This is a genomic window from Sphaerospermopsis sp. LEGE 00249, from assembly GCF_014299995.1.
Taxonomy (GTDB): domain Bacteria; phylum Cyanobacteriota; class Cyanobacteriia; order Cyanobacteriales; family Nostocaceae; genus Sphaerospermopsis; species Sphaerospermopsis kisseleviana.
This window is the reverse complement of record NZ_JACJUZ010000035.1, coordinates 1-17,641: the sequence shown is the minus strand read 5'-3', so window position 1 is coordinate 17,641 and position 17,641 is coordinate 1. Positions and strand designations below refer to the sequence as shown.

At 35.9% G+C, this 17,641-nt stretch carries 19 protein-coding genes; 5 read left to right on the top strand and 14 right to left on the bottom strand.

Going from position 1 to position 17,641, the window contains the following annotated elements:
* Positions 1-231 precede the first annotated feature (231 nt).
* Together H5968_RS13475 and H5968_RS13470 are read left to right on the top strand one after the other, a co-directional pair.
* Complete coding sequence (locus tag H5968_RS13475; protein ID WP_137666765.1) at positions 232-477, top strand: UPF0175 family protein; 246 nt, start codon at positions 232-234, stop codon at positions 475-477.
* On the top strand, positions 474-962 hold the full coding sequence (locus H5968_RS13470; protein ID WP_187040362.1) for a DUF3368 domain-containing protein: 489 nt from the start codon (positions 474-476) through the stop codon (positions 960-962). Before H5968_RS13475 ends, H5968_RS13470 begins: the two co-directional genes overlap by 4 nt.
* Positions 963-970: 8 nt before the next feature.
* On the opposite strand, the gene H5968_RS13465 is transcribed toward H5968_RS13470, so the two are convergent.
* The 11 genes from H5968_RS13465 to H5968_RS13415 all read right to left on the bottom strand — a co-directional run bounded on the left by H5968_RS13465 (position 971) and on the right by H5968_RS13415 (position 13,617).
* Positions 971-1,294 carry a nucleotidyltransferase domain-containing protein gene (locus H5968_RS13465; RefSeq protein ID WP_137666766.1) on the bottom strand — a complete coding sequence of 108 codons (324 nt, stop codon included), beginning with the start codon at positions 1,292-1,294 and terminating at the stop codon, positions 971-973.
* A 94-nt stretch (positions 1,295-1,388) separates the two neighbouring features.
* On the bottom strand, positions 1,389-2,744 hold the full coding sequence (locus H5968_RS13460; RefSeq protein WP_187040361.1) for a hypothetical protein: 1,356 nt from the start codon (positions 2,742-2,744) through the stop codon (positions 1,389-1,391).
* A 109-nt stretch (positions 2,745-2,853) separates the two neighbouring features.
* Positions 2,854-3,351, bottom strand: a complete 498-nt coding sequence (locus H5968_RS13455; protein ID WP_222620670.1) for a DUF427 domain-containing protein — start codon at positions 3,349-3,351, stop codon at positions 2,854-2,856.
* Positions 3,352-3,501: 150 nt separating this feature from the next.
* A complete protein-coding gene (locus H5968_RS13450) occupies positions 3,502-5,031 on the bottom strand; it encodes a radical SAM protein (RefSeq protein ID WP_187040360.1) in 1,530 nt (509 codons plus the stop codon).
* 205 nt (positions 5,032-5,236) lie between these two features.
* Positions 5,237-6,820, bottom strand: a complete 1,584-nt coding sequence (locus H5968_RS13445; RefSeq protein WP_187040359.1) for a mechanosensitive ion channel family protein — start codon at positions 6,818-6,820, stop codon at positions 5,237-5,239.
* 87 nt (positions 6,821-6,907) lie between these two features.
* Positions 6,908-8,023: a mechanosensitive ion channel family protein gene (locus H5968_RS13440; protein ID WP_187040358.1), complete on the bottom strand. Its 1,116-nt coding sequence runs from the start codon at positions 8,021-8,023 to the stop codon at positions 6,908-6,910.
* A gap of 151 nt (positions 8,024-8,174) precedes the next feature.
* Positions 8,175-9,167, bottom strand: coding sequence for an L-histidine N(alpha)-methyltransferase (gene egtD, locus H5968_RS13435; RefSeq protein ID WP_187040357.1), 993 nt, complete (start codon positions 9,165-9,167; stop codon positions 8,175-8,177).
* A gap of 75 nt (positions 9,168-9,242) precedes the next feature.
* Positions 9,243-10,607: a 5-histidylcysteine sulfoxide synthase gene (ovoA, locus tag H5968_RS13430; protein ID WP_187040356.1), complete on the bottom strand. Its 1,365-nt coding sequence runs from the start codon at positions 10,605-10,607 to the stop codon at positions 9,243-9,245.
* Positions 10,608-11,510: 903 nt separating this feature from the next.
* Positions 11,511-12,695, bottom strand: a complete 1,185-nt coding sequence (locus tag H5968_RS13425) for an FtsW/RodA/SpoVE family cell cycle protein (RefSeq protein ID WP_187040355.1) — start codon at positions 12,693-12,695, stop codon at positions 11,511-11,513.
* A 447-nt stretch (positions 12,696-13,142) separates the two neighbouring features.
* Complete coding sequence (locus H5968_RS13420; RefSeq protein ID WP_255427125.1) at positions 13,143-13,322, bottom strand: DUF5615 family PIN-like protein; 180 nt, start codon at positions 13,320-13,322, stop codon at positions 13,143-13,145.
* Entirely contained in the window at positions 13,315-13,617 is a 303-nt protein-coding gene (locus H5968_RS13415; protein ID WP_187040354.1) for a DUF433 domain-containing protein, read from the bottom strand. The genes H5968_RS13420 and H5968_RS13415 overlap by 8 nt, the downstream gene beginning before the upstream one ends.
* A gap of 253 nt (positions 13,618-13,870) precedes the next feature.
* Between H5968_RS13415 and H5968_RS13410 the strand changes: the two genes are divergently transcribed.
* The 3 genes from H5968_RS13410 to H5968_RS13400 all read left to right on the top strand — a co-directional run bounded on the left by H5968_RS13410 (position 13,871) and on the right by H5968_RS13400 (position 15,620).
* On the top strand, positions 13,871-14,929 hold the full coding sequence (locus H5968_RS13410; RefSeq protein WP_187040353.1) for a TerB family tellurite resistance protein: 1,059 nt from the start codon (positions 13,871-13,873) through the stop codon (positions 14,927-14,929).
* A 248-nt stretch (positions 14,930-15,177) separates the two neighbouring features.
* Positions 15,178-15,399: a type II toxin-antitoxin system HicA family toxin gene (locus H5968_RS13405; protein WP_187040352.1), complete on the top strand. Its 222-nt coding sequence runs from the start codon at positions 15,178-15,180 to the stop codon at positions 15,397-15,399.
* Complete coding sequence (locus tag H5968_RS13400; protein WP_187040351.1) at positions 15,399-15,620, top strand: type II toxin-antitoxin system HicB family antitoxin; 222 nt, start codon at positions 15,399-15,401, stop codon at positions 15,618-15,620. The genes H5968_RS13405 and H5968_RS13400 overlap by 1 nt, the downstream gene beginning before the upstream one ends.
* Positions 15,621-15,735: 115 nt before the next feature.
* On the opposite strand, the gene H5968_RS13395 is transcribed toward H5968_RS13400, so the two are convergent.
* The 3 genes from H5968_RS13395 to apcA form a co-directional block, all read right to left on the bottom strand.
* Complete coding sequence (locus H5968_RS13395) at positions 15,736-15,942, bottom strand: phycobilisome linker polypeptide (RefSeq protein WP_187040350.1); 207 nt, start codon at positions 15,940-15,942, stop codon at positions 15,736-15,738.
* Positions 15,943-16,283: 341 nt separating this feature from the next.
* Positions 16,284-16,769 (bottom strand): allophycocyanin subunit beta, encoded by a 486-nt coding sequence (apcB, locus tag H5968_RS13390; protein ID WP_015213876.1) that lies wholly within the window; start codon positions 16,767-16,769, stop codon positions 16,284-16,286.
* Positions 16,770-16,837: 68 nt separating this feature from the next.
* Positions 16,838-17,323 (bottom strand): allophycocyanin subunit alpha, encoded by a 486-nt coding sequence (gene apcA, locus H5968_RS13385; protein WP_187040349.1) that lies wholly within the window; start codon positions 17,321-17,323, stop codon positions 16,838-16,840.
* Between the last annotated feature and the right edge of the window lie 318 nt (positions 17,324-17,641).

Genomic DNA, 17,641 nt, shown 5'->3' with positions numbered 1-17,641 from the left:
ATAATATGAATTTTGTGTTACCATTATCAGCAGAAGTGTTGAATGTTAAGATTTTGAGGATTTTGTCCAAGTTGTGCATTGGTATTGGTGATACCAAATTTGAGCAATTAATGACTCTATTCTCAATAGACAATGGATTTTACCTGGGTAAAACGAAAAGATTGTAAAGTTTTATTGCAGGATTCAACACTTGTGCATTATCAGTAAGTATTTGAAACAAGATAGCAGAGTATGAATATTACTATACCTGATGAAATTCTTGAATCTGCTCAAATCTCAACGGATGATATTAAAGTTGAACTAGCAATTTTATTATATCAACAAAAAAGAATTAGCATAGGTCAAGCTCGCCATTTAGCAGGAATGCACTTAATTCAATTTCAAAAAGAAATGGCAAGTCGGGGAATTTGCATTAATTATGGTGTTGAAGATTTTGAGGATGATATCAGAACATTGAAAGAATTAGGTGAATTATGATTGTTGTCAGCAATACTTCACCTATTACCAACCTAGCAGCTATTCAGAGAATAGATATATTGGAAAAAATCTATGATACTATTATTATCCCTCAAGCTGTTTATGACGAAATGTCAAATTTAAGTTATGAAGTTCCAGGAACAAAGGAAGTTAAAACCCTAGCATGGATTCAAGTTCAACCCGTGAGCAATTCTACATTAGTTGCAGAATTAAAAACAGAAATTGATCCTGGTGAAGCTGAGGCAATAGCATTAGCGATGGAAATAAAAGCTGATAGAATAATTATAGATGACTATAAGGGTAGAGTTGTAGCTTCTCGTTTAGGATTAAAAGTCACAGGAATTTTAGGAGTTCTCTTAATCGTTAAACACAGGGGATTAATTAACAATATTAAACCCATAGTGGATGATTTAATAAATATAGCAGGATTTAGAATTAGTCCCAAACTCTACAATCATATTTTAACAACTGCTAGTGAATATTAATACATTCTTCATAGAAAAATACCCTCTTTTTTGACATTATAATTAAAGGGAGTATTTTCCTTTTCAAATTTTGCAGAAGATATAAAATGACGGGAAATAACCACATCATGATTTAGGCAAATTTCAGATATTATCTGACTGGTTCTATCAATTTCGTGATAGGGGTTAATTTCTGATTTGAGAACTATCAAAATATCAATATCAGAAAATTCTTTAGCTTCTTCTCTCGCTTGAGAACCATATAGTATTATCGCTGATAATTGATCTTGATAAAGATTTTGCAAAGCTCGTTTAACTTCTTGCAATATCAGATTAAGCTGTGATTTGTTCATGACTGAAATCATCCCTTATAGTTATATGCTTAAAACTGAACTCGCAATTTTATTATATCAACAAAAAAGAATTAGCATAGTCCAATATCGTCAATTACAACTGTTCCTTGATTTTCTCAAATATCCAATCAGGAATAGCGTGTTCTGTGCTATAAACAGAATTATATTTCTGTTCTATTTCCTGCCAATTAATTCTACTATCTGCTAAAATTTCTTCAGTAAACATATCTAAAGCTTTACCTGTTAAACCTCTTTCTACACATCTTTTCATCAACAACCTACTTTCTTCAATTTCTCCGATACATTCAAATGGTGTATGTTCACCCAAACCTACCATTTCTCGGAAAGTAGGAAGTAAATCTACATCATCAAATAAATTGTTTTTAAAAACTTCATTAACTATACTTGCTTGGGAAAATGCCATTAAACCTAACCAAACATAAGCACATTTAGGACATTTCTTACACCAAGGTTTTTGGATATTACAAGAATGTATTTTTGGGATAAATTCAGGGTATTTACTAAAGTTTTGAAAAATGCGATAATCGTAAATTGGTTGTAAAATACTGAAATATTTGAAGTTGGTTAATAGGTGTTTTTGAATAAATTGATCTAAAATCTGTTCTGCTGCTAAACCTTTACCCCATTGATGATTTACTTCTTTTCCGATTTCATCCCAAAATAAATTACCAGTATTTGCACTTTTCTCATGGGCTAAACATAAATAATTATATCCCTTATCTAACATTAAAATCAAAGATTCAAAAATAGAAACTGGTGTTTCTGGTGCAGTAATACCCGAATTTTCAGGAAAATATAATTTCAGAAATGGAAATTCTGTGAAATTATCAAAAATAGATATTCGATGTTTAGAGGTTGGTTGAACACATTCTAAAACTTGGGAAATTAAATGATGCTGAAAATCAGCTTTTCCATAAAAACTATGGGAATACTGCATGGAAGCAAAAGGAATATCTGCTTCTTCTAACATTTTCATAGCTAAAATGCTATCTTTACCACCACCACAACCAGCGAGAATAGTTTGATTATTTCCTAAAATTTCCCCAGGTTGACTGATTCCTAATTTTTGGGAAGTGATAATTTCTGGTTGTTGATAGTCGGTGATATTATTTTCATACCAATGTTGTCCAAATACACCTTGATAGATTTTGACAAACAAATCTAAAACCGCAGGTTCAAGATATTCCGCAATGACAGAAATATCATAATATGCAGGAAATAAAGAACAAAATTTCATGCCTTCAAATAAGGCAATGTGAGCGACAATTTTCTGGATGAAGGGTTGAGAATATTTTTGTATTAAACCAGAAAAGGAAACATCATGATAGAAAATCTTGGTGGAAAATTGAAATTTATCTGCACTGTAGATAATTTCTAGATGATGTTCGTGAATTTTGAAACTGTCAATTTTAATAACTGATATTTTCATGATTTAAGTTTTTATTCAGAAAAGTAGGTTGGGTTGACGTTAGGAAACCCAACATTGATATGCTTTTGTTGGGTTGCGTTATCGCTTAACCCAACCTACGAAAACTTATTTACCATCCCCAAGTACCTGGACCACCTTTAAATGGTCCAACAATATCCGCAGTTATCCATCCTCCATAAAAATCACCAGATTGGGGTTTTACTAGCTCATCATTTACATAACAAGCATCCATTAAAGCTGCGATAAAACCATAATATTCTTGAATGGGTAGAAAATCTGGTGTGGGGTTAAAATATCGCCAAGATGCAAAATTGATATACTTATCACCAATCTTGATATCATAATACTGATATGCACCTTTCCATTCACAGAGATTTTTCTTTGGTGTTTCAATTAGATATTCTAGTTTGATGTCTTCTGGAGGGAAGTAATATGTAGGAGGATGACTGGTTTCTAAGACTCTTTTTCCTCTGGTGGTTTCTGCTAAAACAATACCATTGCAAATTACTTTGAGATGTTTGTCGGTATCTTGTAAAATAGCAGGACGGGGATAGTCCCAAACTGATTCTTGTCCTGGTTTTGGTGGTATAGGTTGTGGTCTGATCATGATTTATTTCCTGAACTAATGGGATAATTTTTATTCACGCAGAGACGCAGAGGCGCAGAGAGAAATAGAGTTAATTAGTAGGGTGCGTCAGATTGCATAAATTTTGCAAAGCAAATAAGTTTATTTTTGATATCCGACGCACGTGACAAACTAATTTACACCAGCAGCTATTTTTGTGAGTCCTCCATGATAGTTGATGATTTTAGATTCAGCTTTACCGATTTGAGCTAGTCTAAATTGCCATTCGGATATATCTTCATAGCTGAGATGGTGTGTGTCACAACTGGGAGTCCATAAACCACCAACTATAGATGGATCATCAAAACGTAGTAGTCCTGATTGACGAATGGTTTCTCCTTGGGGTGTTCCAGGTATGGGAGAAATAGCATAGGAAGCTACTTGAAATTCTAAGTCTGGGTTAATTTCTCTGAGTTGTTGATGGAGTTCTGAAACTGCTTCTTCCAGACGAAGTAAACTGTCGTGGTTGTCGTCGGGAAGACCAATAATTAAACCATAAACGATGACGGGAAGACCTACTCTGACAATAGCTTGCATCATTTCACAATGTTGTTGCCAAGGGAGGAGTTTTTTGTAAGATCCTGTACCGAAAACGGGACGTTCTGCGGGTATATAACCTAAAAATCCGCCAACTTTGCCATCCCATCCCCACAGTGCTTCTATTAGTTCTTCGTCGGGTGTGAGGTCTGTGTTTTCGTAGTTGCGTCCTCTTCCTAATGTGGCTTTTCTGAGTTCTAAACCGTTAGGCCATAAAAGTGGCATTCCCATTTCTCGCGCTGCTGTGGTAATTTCGATAATTTCTTCTTTTCCCCCTGGAAATAATACCCGGCCGAGAAATTGATCTGAACCCATGACTGTGCATTTTGCGCCGGCTTCTTTTTGTCTAGCAATCCAATTGATGGTAGTTTGGGGTAACATTCGCCGATAACCTGATGTGTAGGTTGGTGTTTGGCAAAAGTCACATTTGCGATCGCACCCAATGTCAGGATATACCGAACCTATGGGTACTAAGTCTTCTACAAAGGGTTCTTCTGAATATTCTTGTCCTAAACATTGTCTGGCTACTTCTACCGATGGTAATGCCCATTCATCGGGACTCATGGCTTGTGGGCGTGTGGGATGATAAGTACCATCGGCTAATATTACTCCTGTGAGTTTTTCTCTGGGAGTTTTACCGAGTACATAGTCAAAAATCGGCCAGTTAGCTGCTCCAGATTTATCAATTACTATAGCTGTTGCACCTGCATCTAAATAATGACGAGGTTCGGCGATCGCATCTGAACCACCTACAACTACTGGTTTTCCTTTACTGGCAAAATGGGCGATCGCCATGCAAGTTACTTGGCGCTCTTGGGTATAATTAACAGTTATTCCCCAAGCATCATAAGCTTCTGGATCTATATCATAAATTCTCTGACCTACATAGGCTTTGGTCAAGTTCATCCCTTTCCAAGTTACTTCTCCAAAGGGTTCTTTGCAATCACCAGCTTTCAAATTCACAAGTTGAGCATCAAAACCACCAGCTTGTAAATCTGCCATTAATACCTGTTTACTTAATAAGGTATTGCGTCTATATAATGCTGTCCAATTATGTCCTTCTTCGTCATATAATCCCAAAGCGGGAACTTCTACTAATCCGATGCTGTGTTTTTTTGATTTCATAATCATCCTCTGTTAATCCTTGCTAGTTTCAATTATTGATAACCGAGTTTCGCAACAGTGAACTTTATATTTTTATGAAGTTTCTGTAGCCTATCATTATTTCATACTAGGGAAGACTCACAAAAACAAAACTTAACTAACTGCCTAACTTACCTAAATTGATTAAAGATGATGTTTTGATTTGATATGTACATAACATAAAACATTAATCTTCACTCTTGGGAATAGTCGCCGGCAGTAAAATACCTTGGTTTTGAAAATTATCCATATAAAGTTTACGAAGAACACGCTGAATATGCAAATGCTTTCCTGGTTTTACCTTAGTTAAGGTTCGCAATAACAAGTGAGATTCACTCAAACTTTCTACACCTTCTACAAAAGTTGGTTCAAGTACATCTAGATCACTGGCTTTTAATTGTTGTCCTATTTCCCCAATTACTTCATATATATGTGATAAATTAGCATCACAAGGTACATTCACTTCCACAACCGCAAATATATACTGTTTAGAATAATTAGTAATTGAGCCAATATCCCCATTACGAATAATATGTAATTGACCATTAGGATGTCTAATACGGGTGGTTCTCAGTTCAATCGCTTCCACAGTACCCTCTACTGCTTTTTCTTCAGCTTTCCCAGCTTCAATATAGTCACCAACTAAATAGTAATTTTCAAAAAGAATAAAAAAGCCACAAACTATATCATTAATTAATGTCTGTGCGCCTAATCCCACAGCTATACCTACAATTCCCGCACCAGCTAAGATAGGAGTAGGATTAATATCCAGAATATAGAGGATAGAAACCGCAACACTAAAGTAGATAAAATATTGCAACAAACTCCGAAACAAAGGAATCAAAGTTAAACGTCTACTTCTTTGGGTTTCAGTCAAATTCTGATTTTTTAACAGCACCTCTTCTAATAGTAAGTAAACCACCTCAAACATCACACGACTGAAGAAGATGATAGCGATGATTTGGATAATTTTGAGACCAAAGGTAGCCAGTTTAGCTATTAACTGAACTTGCTGAATAACTAATGTGACTGTACAGACGTAAATCACAAATTCCAAACACCGCTTCAAAAAGGGAATCAGGTGTTGGAGACGATCATAAAATCTCAGCAGGTTATCAGGACTGGAATATCTGACACTCAGAACATCTAGAGTATCAACAATTGCGGCCACTGCTTTGAGAATGAGTAATCCGACAGCAATAATCAGATAGATTCGGAGTCCAATATATAGATATTCGGAAACTACATCTGGTAATTTAAGAAATTGGGTACAAGCAATAATTACCCATAACCAAATTCCACCTCTAATCCTTTGATTGAGGGAGGTAAAAAAAGCATCTATACTTTCATCATCGGCGGTACTTTGGTCTAAGTTCTTAGCGCGATTACTAGCTATTTTTAACCAATATTTAATAACTTTTAGAGCGATCGCCGCAGCAATTATAACACTAATACTTTGAGTAATACCAATTCCTAATGCCAGCCAAAATCCTGATGGAATACGGCGAATCAGTGCTATTTTATATTGTTCTAAGTCCTCACCTTGATAGGTCATAAAACCATTAAAACCAACAATGAAAACGCACAACAATATGCAAATAAGTAACAATAAACCAGTAATATTGCGGCGCAGAATTTTGATTTTTATATCGTCGCCCTTCAATATTGATAATCTAACCAATAGCTTAAATAGCTTACCTACAAGCCATCTGCATATTATAAAAACAATTATTAAAATGCAAACTTCAGCTAAAGTAATTAATATGTTCATGATCAGGTAATTTTATTATTATTCTATTCATGATGTCCAAATACCCAAATTTTTTGAAAAATTCGGGTATATCCATAAATATTTTTTTCAATTGTTGCTATTTTGCATCGGTTTGTATTTTTCTGGTTCTGTTCTCAACTCTACATACAAAGAATCAATACCCTCTTGTTCTAAAAGCTCCAAAATGGCTAAATTTAAGTTTTTCTCAGCATCAAAATAGAGGTTATCATCATTTACAAATGCCATCAACTCAATTACACGGGCATTTTTTTCAATGTTTTTGAAACGCACTGTACACTTAGGAGACAAACCAGGAATAGCTGTTGGCATTTGTTGAATAGCATCACAAATTCTTGCAGTTTGTTTTGCAGAAATACCATCAATTCTGAGAATTAAATTCAATCCCCACTTTAATTCTTCCCCTGGATTTTGTGACCAATTTTCTACAATTCCAGAAATCATGCGAGAATTGGGCATTTTCATGATAGAACCCCATTTAACTATATGCAGTGTTGTAGTTCTAAATCCAATCTCCAGTATTTGTACAAAACCATCTACCCCTGATATTCCTACCCAGTCACCTTCACGATACAGATTATCAGAGTAAATAATCACTGTACAAAACCAATCATAAACAATATCTTTGAACAGTAAACCTAAGGTGATACCAGCACCACCAAGTAATCCAACTAAAGCCGCCGCAGATTGTCCTAAAAATATTTCACTGATTTTAATTACTAATACGATAATTGCCGCCGATTGAAAAATTTTCGGCATCAAAGGTCTGAGTAATTCATCAAGTTCAGTCTCGGTTTGCAGGACAACATTAGCAATTAATTGACCTAAAATTGACGAAGCACGATAAACAACATAGCCAACAATAAAAATAACTATTAGGTTCAGACTCTTACCAATAGTATCCGTTAATTTAGAACCTAATTCCTCGGAAAGAATTTCCTTAATCAACCAAAATCCACCAATGAGAATTAGCCAGTTTAAAGCTGGCTTAATAATCGCAATTAATTCATCATCAAGGGTAGTTTCTGTTTTGCTTGTGAACTTTTCAATGGTTTTAATTATAACCGCTAACACAAATCGTCTTAATGTTTGTGTAATCGTCAGTATGACAATAACAGCAGCTATTTTCCCTATGGGAATATTAGAGTAGTCAATACTTTTTAATGCGTTCAATACAGCTTCCATCTGTACCTCTTTTGGCTAAGTTAAATCTTGGATAAATATTTGAGTCGGTTAATTTTATAACATAGATAAATTCTCAACACTCAAAACTTTACAAAAATTACAGATACATCTATATATTTGTATTCTTGATTTCTGAGTGCTGATATCAGCCTTATTCAACCTGACAAAGAATCAATCCAAACCATCCTTTTTCATCTGTCCAAGTTTTGATAGTTTTTAATCCTTTGCTTTCTAGTTGTTGTGACATCTTTGTTAAATCAAACTTGCGGGAAATTTCTGTTAATATACTTTCTCCCCCCTCAAAAAACACTTTTAAATCTAATGCTTCCAAAGTTACCCAATGGCTTTTTTGACAATGTAAATACATTTCAATTTGATTTTCTACCTCATTATAAATTGCCTGATGTTTAAACAAACTAATATCAAAATCACCTTGAAAACGCCAATTTAAATGAGAAAGCATATTCAAATTAAAAGCAGCAGTCACATCTTGACTATCGTTATAAGCTGCTTCTAAAATATCCTTGGGTTTTTGTAAATCAATTCCGAGTAAAAAGTAGTCACCAGTTTGTAAGGTTTTGGAAATTTGATTTAAAAAACCATCGCATTCTTCTGGGTTAAAATTCCCTAAAGAACTTCCCAGAAAAAACAACATCCGTGACTGTAAATAATTGCTTTCTAAATGCACCAAAGCTTGATCATAAGTTCCTAATAAACCGTGAATTGCAATATCAGGGTATTTCTCTTGTAACTGTAAAACGCTGGTTTTGAGAATACCCCCACTGACATCAATAGGAAGATAACGACAATTATCAGCTATTTTTTGATAAGCATCTAATAAAAGTTGAGTTTTTGTAGAACTCCCACTTCCTAACTCTATCAACTCACAACAATTTGTAATTGCCGCAATTTCATCAGCATATTGTTGTAAAATAGCTGCTTCTGTACGAGTAGGATAATATTCAGGTAAATCACAAATTTCTTCAAACAACAAAGAACCACGATCATCATAAAAGTATTTTGGTGATAAAGTTTTATGCTTTTTACTTAATCCCTCAATCACATCTTTGCCATCAATAGCTAACTCTTGATAATGATGATCTAAAACTGTTAAAATTTGTGGGTTCAATGTTTTTGCAATCATGGTAAATATCCTGTAAATTAACTGTTTACAATTTTGGTTTTCAGAAATTTAAAACTGTCACCTGTCACCTGTCAACTAATTCAAACTTTCAGCAATTCTAAAACCAACGTGCTGATAGAAAAAAGGACGAAACCAATTTCGATAACATGGTAAAGCCATAGTACCATTAGTTGCCCAAGAACCACCTAACATCATTTGATGTCTATTATCAAAGAATGGTGCAGATTGATCTTCATAAAGATAATGGGTTTGAAATCCTGGTAAGGGGTAAAATGTACTAGATGACCATTCCCAAACGTTACCACGTAGATCAGAAATTCCTGATTTCTTATTTTTGGAAAACATCCCTACAGGAGAAGGTGAAACATATTTTAAATTGAGATTATAGTCACTTTCTAAACCCTCACCGTCAGAAAATTGTAAAACTTGATTCCATTCTGCTTCTGTCATTAACCGAGTATTACCACCTTTCCATTGACAGTAAGCCATTGCTTCATAATAATTGACTTCCACAGGCCAATCTAATGGTAAATCTATTTCATCAAATGTGGTACGATAGCGGTATTTACCATTATTGTTGGCTATATAATCAGGTATCCAAAATTTTGGATGTTGCACATTATAGAGTTTCTTCCAATCCCTAGATTCTGGCATCCAATATTCTAAATTATCATAACCACCAGCTTTCACAAATTCTAAAAATTCGCCATTGGTGATTAAATTTTGACTGGCTAAAAACGGTTCAACTCCAATTTCTAAACTACCATATTCACTGTCCCAAGCGAAAGTTAAATCATTTGCTTTTTTACCTAATTTTACCACGCCACCGGGAATTTCGATCATTTTATTTTCAGGAATTTTCCCATTTGTCGGCGCATAATTCCAACCTTGGGGGCGTTTTAATTGATCAACAGGTAATTGACGCAGTAACATGGATGAAGTTTCAAAATGGATGCGACTGTGTTCAATTGCCATTAATAAAGCCCATAAAGGATGTTGTTGATCAATGGGCAGATTTAAAGGGGTATTTTTGATAATGTTTGTAATTGCGGTTTTGGCTTTTTCTCGATATTGCCAAACTTGATCTATATCAGGCCAAACTATATCTTTTGTTGCTGCTTCTAGTTCATCTGGTGTTTCTGGATCAACACCAATTTCAAACAAAATTTCAAATTGAGGATGAATGCGCTTTTCTAATAAACCAACCCGTATTAATTTATTGATGTAAAAAACTGCGGAATGTCCCAGATAAAAGATTAATTTGTTTCTTAAAGGATCAGGACTGCGGTAAAATGTATCTGTGCTAGTTATGCTTTTGAGTAGGGTTGCTTCTAGTTCCCAAGAATTTTCAAAATAGTTAAGTAGGTTTTGGGTACTACAATTATCTAGCTTGGGTATTTCAGTAGATGCTAAGTTATTCAGCCTGGGAATTGTTTGCATTGTATTATCTTGAGTTCTACCAAGGTGCGAAAATGTGTGATGCACAACTTTTTATTATCCTTATTTTTAAATACCGCACATCGGTACATTTTTTTCATTGTTAACCAAAATTTAACTTTTCTAATGGTTTTACTGAAAAAAATTAATATATCTTTTCATATAGCTTTTCTCAATCTCATGAAGTAGACCCTAATTTATTTACTGTTGCCTGTTAAGAGTTCTCTAACGCCAAAAAACTCTGTACCTCACTAGCTTGGTAAATGTTATAATATCTTTGCCTAATGATGAAACTGTTATGGCGTAAATGCTTAAACTGCTTATAAATTTTTATATAGAAAAGTTATGTATGTTTGCCCAATTTATTATCAATGGTTTGGGATTGCTATAGGACTCCTATTTGGTTTTTGAACAGAACTCAGTACATGGTTCGGCTTCGCTCACCATAAATACTGACAGCCTTCTTTCCTGTTCCCAGTTCCCAGTTCCCAGTTCCCAGTTCCCAGTTCCCTGTTCCCTGTCTCCACGAAAAATTCATGAATCAAATCGGATCACTATATAGGGGATGCTGAATAAATGTAAAACCTGGATAAATTAAGGGATTGAGGATGATGAAAATTAAAATTGTACCAGGCTTTAGGCAATGTGAACCTAAGAAAGCTTGCACTTTGTTAGTGTTTGCACAATTTCCAAATCAAAAAAACTCCTTGATAGCGACTGGTACTGAGCCTGTCGAAGTAAGCGTGGCGTAGCCATACTCCTTGAACTCCTGACTCCTTGATAGCGACTTGTACTGAGCCTGTCGAAGTAAGCGTGGCGTTAGCCATACTCCTACCCCTCACAGATAACTTTTTCAGCAAACCCTATATATTAATAATCTGGTGGGAATTACCCACCAAGAAAAATCTAAATTCTTTTTCTACGTTTAGTTTCTGGTGTATTAATTGGTAAAGACAAAACCTCAGCTTCACTGCTTTCTCTAGCAACACGAATTAATAATCCAGAAGCCACCAAACTAGCAATCATAGAATTACCACCATAACTAAACATTGGCAATGGTAAACCCGTTGTTGGTATCGCCCCCGTAGCCACACCAATATGTAATAATGATTGTCCAATCATCACCACAGTAATACCTATTGCCACCAGCCGATGGATAGAACTTTTTGCTTTCATGGCTACAATTAATCCTAAGGTAGCGAAGACAGCTAAAAGTAACAAAAATAGCATACTACCCACAAAACCAAATTCTTCAGCAAAGATGGCAAAGATAAAATCAGTATCTTGAATAGGGAGATAAAAAAGCTTTTGTTGAGAAAGTCCAAAACCCACACCCCAAGTTTTCCCTGTACCTACTGCTAATAAACTTTGTACCAACTGATAACCATCTCCGGTAGGATCAGCCCAAGGGTTGATGAAAGACATCACCCTCCGGCGTTGATATTCTTTGATAGTAATACTTAATAGGGCTAATAAAAATCCACCAATAGCTGTTCCTCCTAAGTATTTGTATGGTATTCCACCAGCTAGGGCAATTAACCAAACTGTGATGCCACAAAGTGCAGTTGTACTGAGGTTTGGTTGAGCTAAAATACCCAATAGCACCAGACAGAACACACCTAACCAGGAAAAACGAATTTCCCACGTTAATCTTTCCCAATGGCCAAACAGCTTCGCACTTTGCAATACTAAAAACGGTTTAATCAATTCTGATGGTTGCAGGGGAATAGGACCGATCGCTATCCATCGTGCTGCGTCAAATGCTTTTTTTCCCACTCCGGGAATAAGAGTGACGAAAATTAACAACAAAAACAGGAATAAAAACCAATGAGACACCGCCAAAATTTTCCGTAAAGGCAGATTCACAATAACGTTAAATAGTATTAGTGAAACTAATACCCAAATTATTTGACGCTTAAAATAATACATTCCATCATCCTGACGTACATCAGCTACGGGATAGGATGCAGAAAAAAGTACAACTAAACCAACAAACAGCCACAGAAAGGTTAACCAGCGCAATAAACGCGCTTCCAAAGCCCAACTGGCAACGGAATTATCAAAAATAGGGATGAATTGGCGTAAATTCACAAGTTACAGGAATAGCAACATAAGCTATTGTAGGTTTTAAGGTTTCATTTAGTCTAAAATAATTAGGACTTACGCAGGATTGAACTCAACAGAGGGGTGTAGATTTACAAAGATTCATTCGCAAATTGGGTAATGTGTCTAACGTTACAATGTTAGAAATTGCTGCTGCCATTCTTGGTGTGATTGAATGGGAGTTTTGATTGTATCGGCGATCGCTCACAATAGAATGGATAATTGACTATAACAGCAACCCCTAATTAGGGTTTGCTGAAAAAGTCTTGTCGTGGAGACAGGGAACTCTTAACAGTTTCAAGAGTTTGATGGGAGCGATTTTTCCTTTGTGTACAAATTAAATGCAAGGTTTTTGAGTTCCCACCTCGTAAAGTCTTGCACTTTTTTAACTTCCAGCAGGCTAAGACCCTTTACTTGTAATATTTTCACATTTATTCAGCAAACCCTAAATATAACTCGGTTGTTTTCCCTAGCCCAAGTTAGCTGTTCTGGATCAGATTTGTACAACATTCCCACATCTGCAACCGTTAATACATCTACATTGCGGGAACGCAAAGCTTGAACAAAATCTTCATCCATAGAGTCTTCGTCAATATAAAGCCGGATCTTATTCATCTGCTTTTTTATCTTTCTGGCTGTGTAACTCTGCTAAAGTCCAGTATTCTGCCTCTGCTTGTGCTAACTCATTTTCTATCTGATCACGGTTAGCGTGGTAGTAAGCTAAAGCTGCATAAACTTGGGCAAGGTTGAGGTGACTGATCCGACGGGTAATTTCTTCAGCATTTGCACCTTGTTTATAAAGCACAACTACCCGACTTACAGAGGTTCTAGTCCCTGCAATTATGGGATGACCATTACCTACATCGGGAGAACAAGTTATTAATGTACCAATATTAGTAGCAGTTAACATAGTTGAGATAATTTTTAGCTTGTTTTACTTTAGTCTATCATGAGTGCAGGTATAGCTCATCATGGATACTTGATCTAATACCTAAACTTTTGTAAATTTGCTACTATTAGATATTGACACTTAGTAAAATTATACTGCAAAATTATACTGGATAAATAAATATTTAAGATACAAGCGGGAAAAGGTTGTATCCAATATATCTATTATATCTGTAATCAGCTTGATTCAAAATTGAATGAGAGTTTATGTTATTATGATCAACCAACAAGATACAAGTAATAACGTTATTCAAAAACTACAAAACCAAATTGGTGAAAAAATAATCACTTCTTTTGATATGGTTGCACAAGATAGAAGTAATTATTTTGCTAAAAATCCTTATCAACATCAAAAACCTTCCATAGAATCAGTTAATTTAATTGTCAATGGCTATGCAAAATCTAATGGAGGGATATCAGCAGCAGCTAATTTAGTACCAGGTCCCTTGGGAATGTTAGCAGTTGCTCCAGAAATTGTCACAGTAATGCGAAATCAAATTGCCATGATTTATGATGTAGGTGTAGCTTATGATAAACAGCAATATTTAAACAAAGAACTATTAGCAGGTGTCTTGATTTCTTCATTGGGTACGGGAGCAAATAGAGTTATTGTTATCGAAGCTAGTAAAATTATCACTAAAAAATTAACCCCGTCCATATTTAAACGTATAGTTCATCAATTGACAGGAAATGTAGTCAAGAGTGCAGGGAAATCAATTGTTAGTAAATGGTTGCCTGGAGTTGGTTCTACTGCTATGGGTTTATGGTCTGCCTATTCAACTAAACAGGTAGGTAATAAGGCTATTCAAATATTTGAAAAAGAAATTGAGATATTAGATGAGACTCAATCATTAAGTGAATCTAGCATTGAATATACTGATCATCTTCTTCCTGCATCTGACCTAGAAGTAAATAATATAACAGGAGAAAGACTAGAATTATTAAAGATTAAAACCCTGATTAATTTAATGAAAGTTGATGGTAGTATTGAACCTGAAGAAAAAGAATATCTCAAGACAATTATTACCAATGCTAATTTAACAGTGGAAGAAATTAAGGAAATCAAAAATTCATTATCTGCCCAGAGAACAGAAATAGATTATTCATTAATAGCTAAATATCCCGATGATGCTTTAGGGTTATTAATTGATTTGATCGCACTTGCCAAGCGTGATGGAGATTTTCACATAACGGAAAAAATGTACATTAAACAAGTGGGAAAATTAATGGGATTTTCTGAAGTAGATATTGCCGAAATGATGTTAGCTTATTAAAGTTAAGACCAAGAATAAATAGGGTTTGCTGAATAAACCTAAAACCTTGATATATCAAAGGTTAGAGGCTGATAAACACAGAAATTAGTGCAAGGGTTTTGAAGGGTATACCGGAAAAAGTGTGCATTTTTTGGGATTTCAAGAGATGGCAAAGAAATTTTCAAATCTCCTCCTGACTCCTGACTCCTGACTCCTATGCCCTCACGGAAAGACTTTCTCAGCAACCCCTAAATAAATATCTAGAATAAATGCCCAGAAAAATTCGGGAGCTAAAAGCCGAGATTGCACGTAAAGGGTTTGTGTATCTACCAAAGCGTGGGAAAGGCAGTCATGAAAGATGGAAACATCCTTTACTGAGGAAAACATTAACAATTCCAGGTAAAGATGGAGATGATGTTCCACTTTACTTAGAAAAGCAATTAACAAAGTTATTAACTGAACTGGAAGAATTAGGAGAGGAGCAAAATTAATGAGTCAATACAGTATGATTATTCAATGGTCAAAGGAAGACCAACTTTTCCTAGTTACAATTCCCGAATTTAGTCATCTTGTAATCATGCCTTGTACTCACGGAAAAACTCGTGAAGAAGCAATTAAAAATGGAGAAGAAGTAATTGAAATGTACCTAGAAGCTTGGGAAGCAGAAGGTGAATCTATCCCTGAACCTAACACATTGCAAATTGCATCTTAACCAACTTTCCGCTGTCAGTATAGTTTCATAGCTGATAGCTGATAGCTATAAAAAAAGAGGCCATCACTGACCCCTGAAAAATCTACCAAAATAATCTCTGATGTATGTATAGAAATTAAGCCAAACCAGTATTTGTACCTTGCTTACCAGTTGCTAATTCCACTTTAACAATCTTACCGCCCATTTTTTGAATCCGTTGTTGTTCACGGAACCAGTTTTCATAAGGAACTAACTTAGTAAAGTAAGTATTTTGTAATTCGCGCTGGGTGCGAGTGCGACTTAGGCTAGGAACACAAGCAGTTACTTTAAATAAACGAGCCATTTTTTTCTAAACTCCGTGTTTGTTTGGAAAAACTTTTTTATCTCAAAAATCTTGAGTGCAAATCTTTAATTTATCTGTAAGGATTTAAATGATTTAGCCGTCAGTTGTCAAATCTCCATCTACCAAGCCAAAATAAATAAATAAATAAATTAAATATTATTCTGACTCCTGACTCCTGACTCCTGACTCCTTACATTTCAAAGCCTGGAAATCAAACATCAACACTAGACCGCTAATACTCATGTTTAGTAAGCAATAGAACGACCTAGAACTCATGGTTGATTTCCAGACCTTAATCAAGCCGCACCTAAATTATAAGTGCAGTAAGTGCAAACTTACTCCTAGCTCAAGCCAGAGGAGATATAGTCAAAGTAAACGCCCATTTCTTTACCAGCGTCAGGACCAACCAAGCTTGCAGTTACTTCTTTCATAGCTTGGATAGCTTGAACGGTAGCGCCTACGGGTACACCCAAGGAGTTGTAGGTTTCTTTCAAGCCGTTTAATACACGCTCGTCGAGGATGGAAGGATCTCCAGCCAACATAGCGTAGGTAGAATAACGCAAGTAGTAATCCAAGTCACGGATACAAGCTGCGTAACGACGAGTGGTGTACATATTACCACCGGGACGGGTGATATCAGAGTACAACAAGGATTTAGCTACAGCTTCTTTAACGATCGCAGCAGCGTTAGCACTGATGGTTGTAGCTGCACGAACGCGCAGTTCACCAGTAGCGAAGTAACCTTTGAGCTTTTCTAAAGCAGCGGTATCAAGGTATTTACCTTGAACGTCAGAGGAATTAATTACAGAGGTAATTGCGTCTTGCATTGTTGTTATTTCCTTATTTCCAGATTGATTGCAACAGTTTTCAGTTTCAGCAGTTAATTAGCTGTAACCTATGACATTGCACCAACAACGTAGTCGAAGTAAGCGCCAGCTTCAGATGCGTCTTCAGCAGACAACAAGGTAGAAGCAACAGCTTTCATAGCAGCAACGCCACCAGCAACAGCGTCAATGGGAGTACCCAAGGACTTGTACATTTCACGTACACCAACGATACCGATTTCTTCGATGGGGGTGACATCGCCAGAAACGATTCCGTAGGTTACAAGACGCAAGTAGTAGTCTAAGTCACGAAGACAGGTAGCTGTCATTTCTTTACCGTAAGCGTTACCACCGGGAGAAACAACATCAGGACGCTTTTGGAACAGTTGATCGCCAGCTTGCTTAACGATGCGCTCGCGGTTGTCGGTCAATACTTGAGCGATGCGGAGACGTTGTGCGCCACCAGCAACAAAACCTTTGATTCTATCTAATTCACCGGGGCTGAGGTAGCGAGCTTCTGCATCAGCATTCACGATGGACTTCGTGACGATACTCATTAATGGATTCCTCCAAAACTAATGACACCAGTTTTGAAACTGGTAAGACTTTGATTTGATTGATAACTGTTTTGCATCTTAGTACAAAGTGAGTCACATTTACTCAACAAAAGTACATAAGTTGAAAAACTTAATTATCCTTCCGCAAAATATTCTCCGGCATTATGTTGAGCATTTATTACTGCTCTTAATACTTTGTAATATTTTCTTTCAGAAATGGGAATAGGAGTCAGGAGTCAGGAGTCAGGAGTCAGGAGTCAGGAGTTAATATTCTCCCCCTGCTTCCCCTGCTTCCCCTGCTTCCCCTGCTTTCTTCAC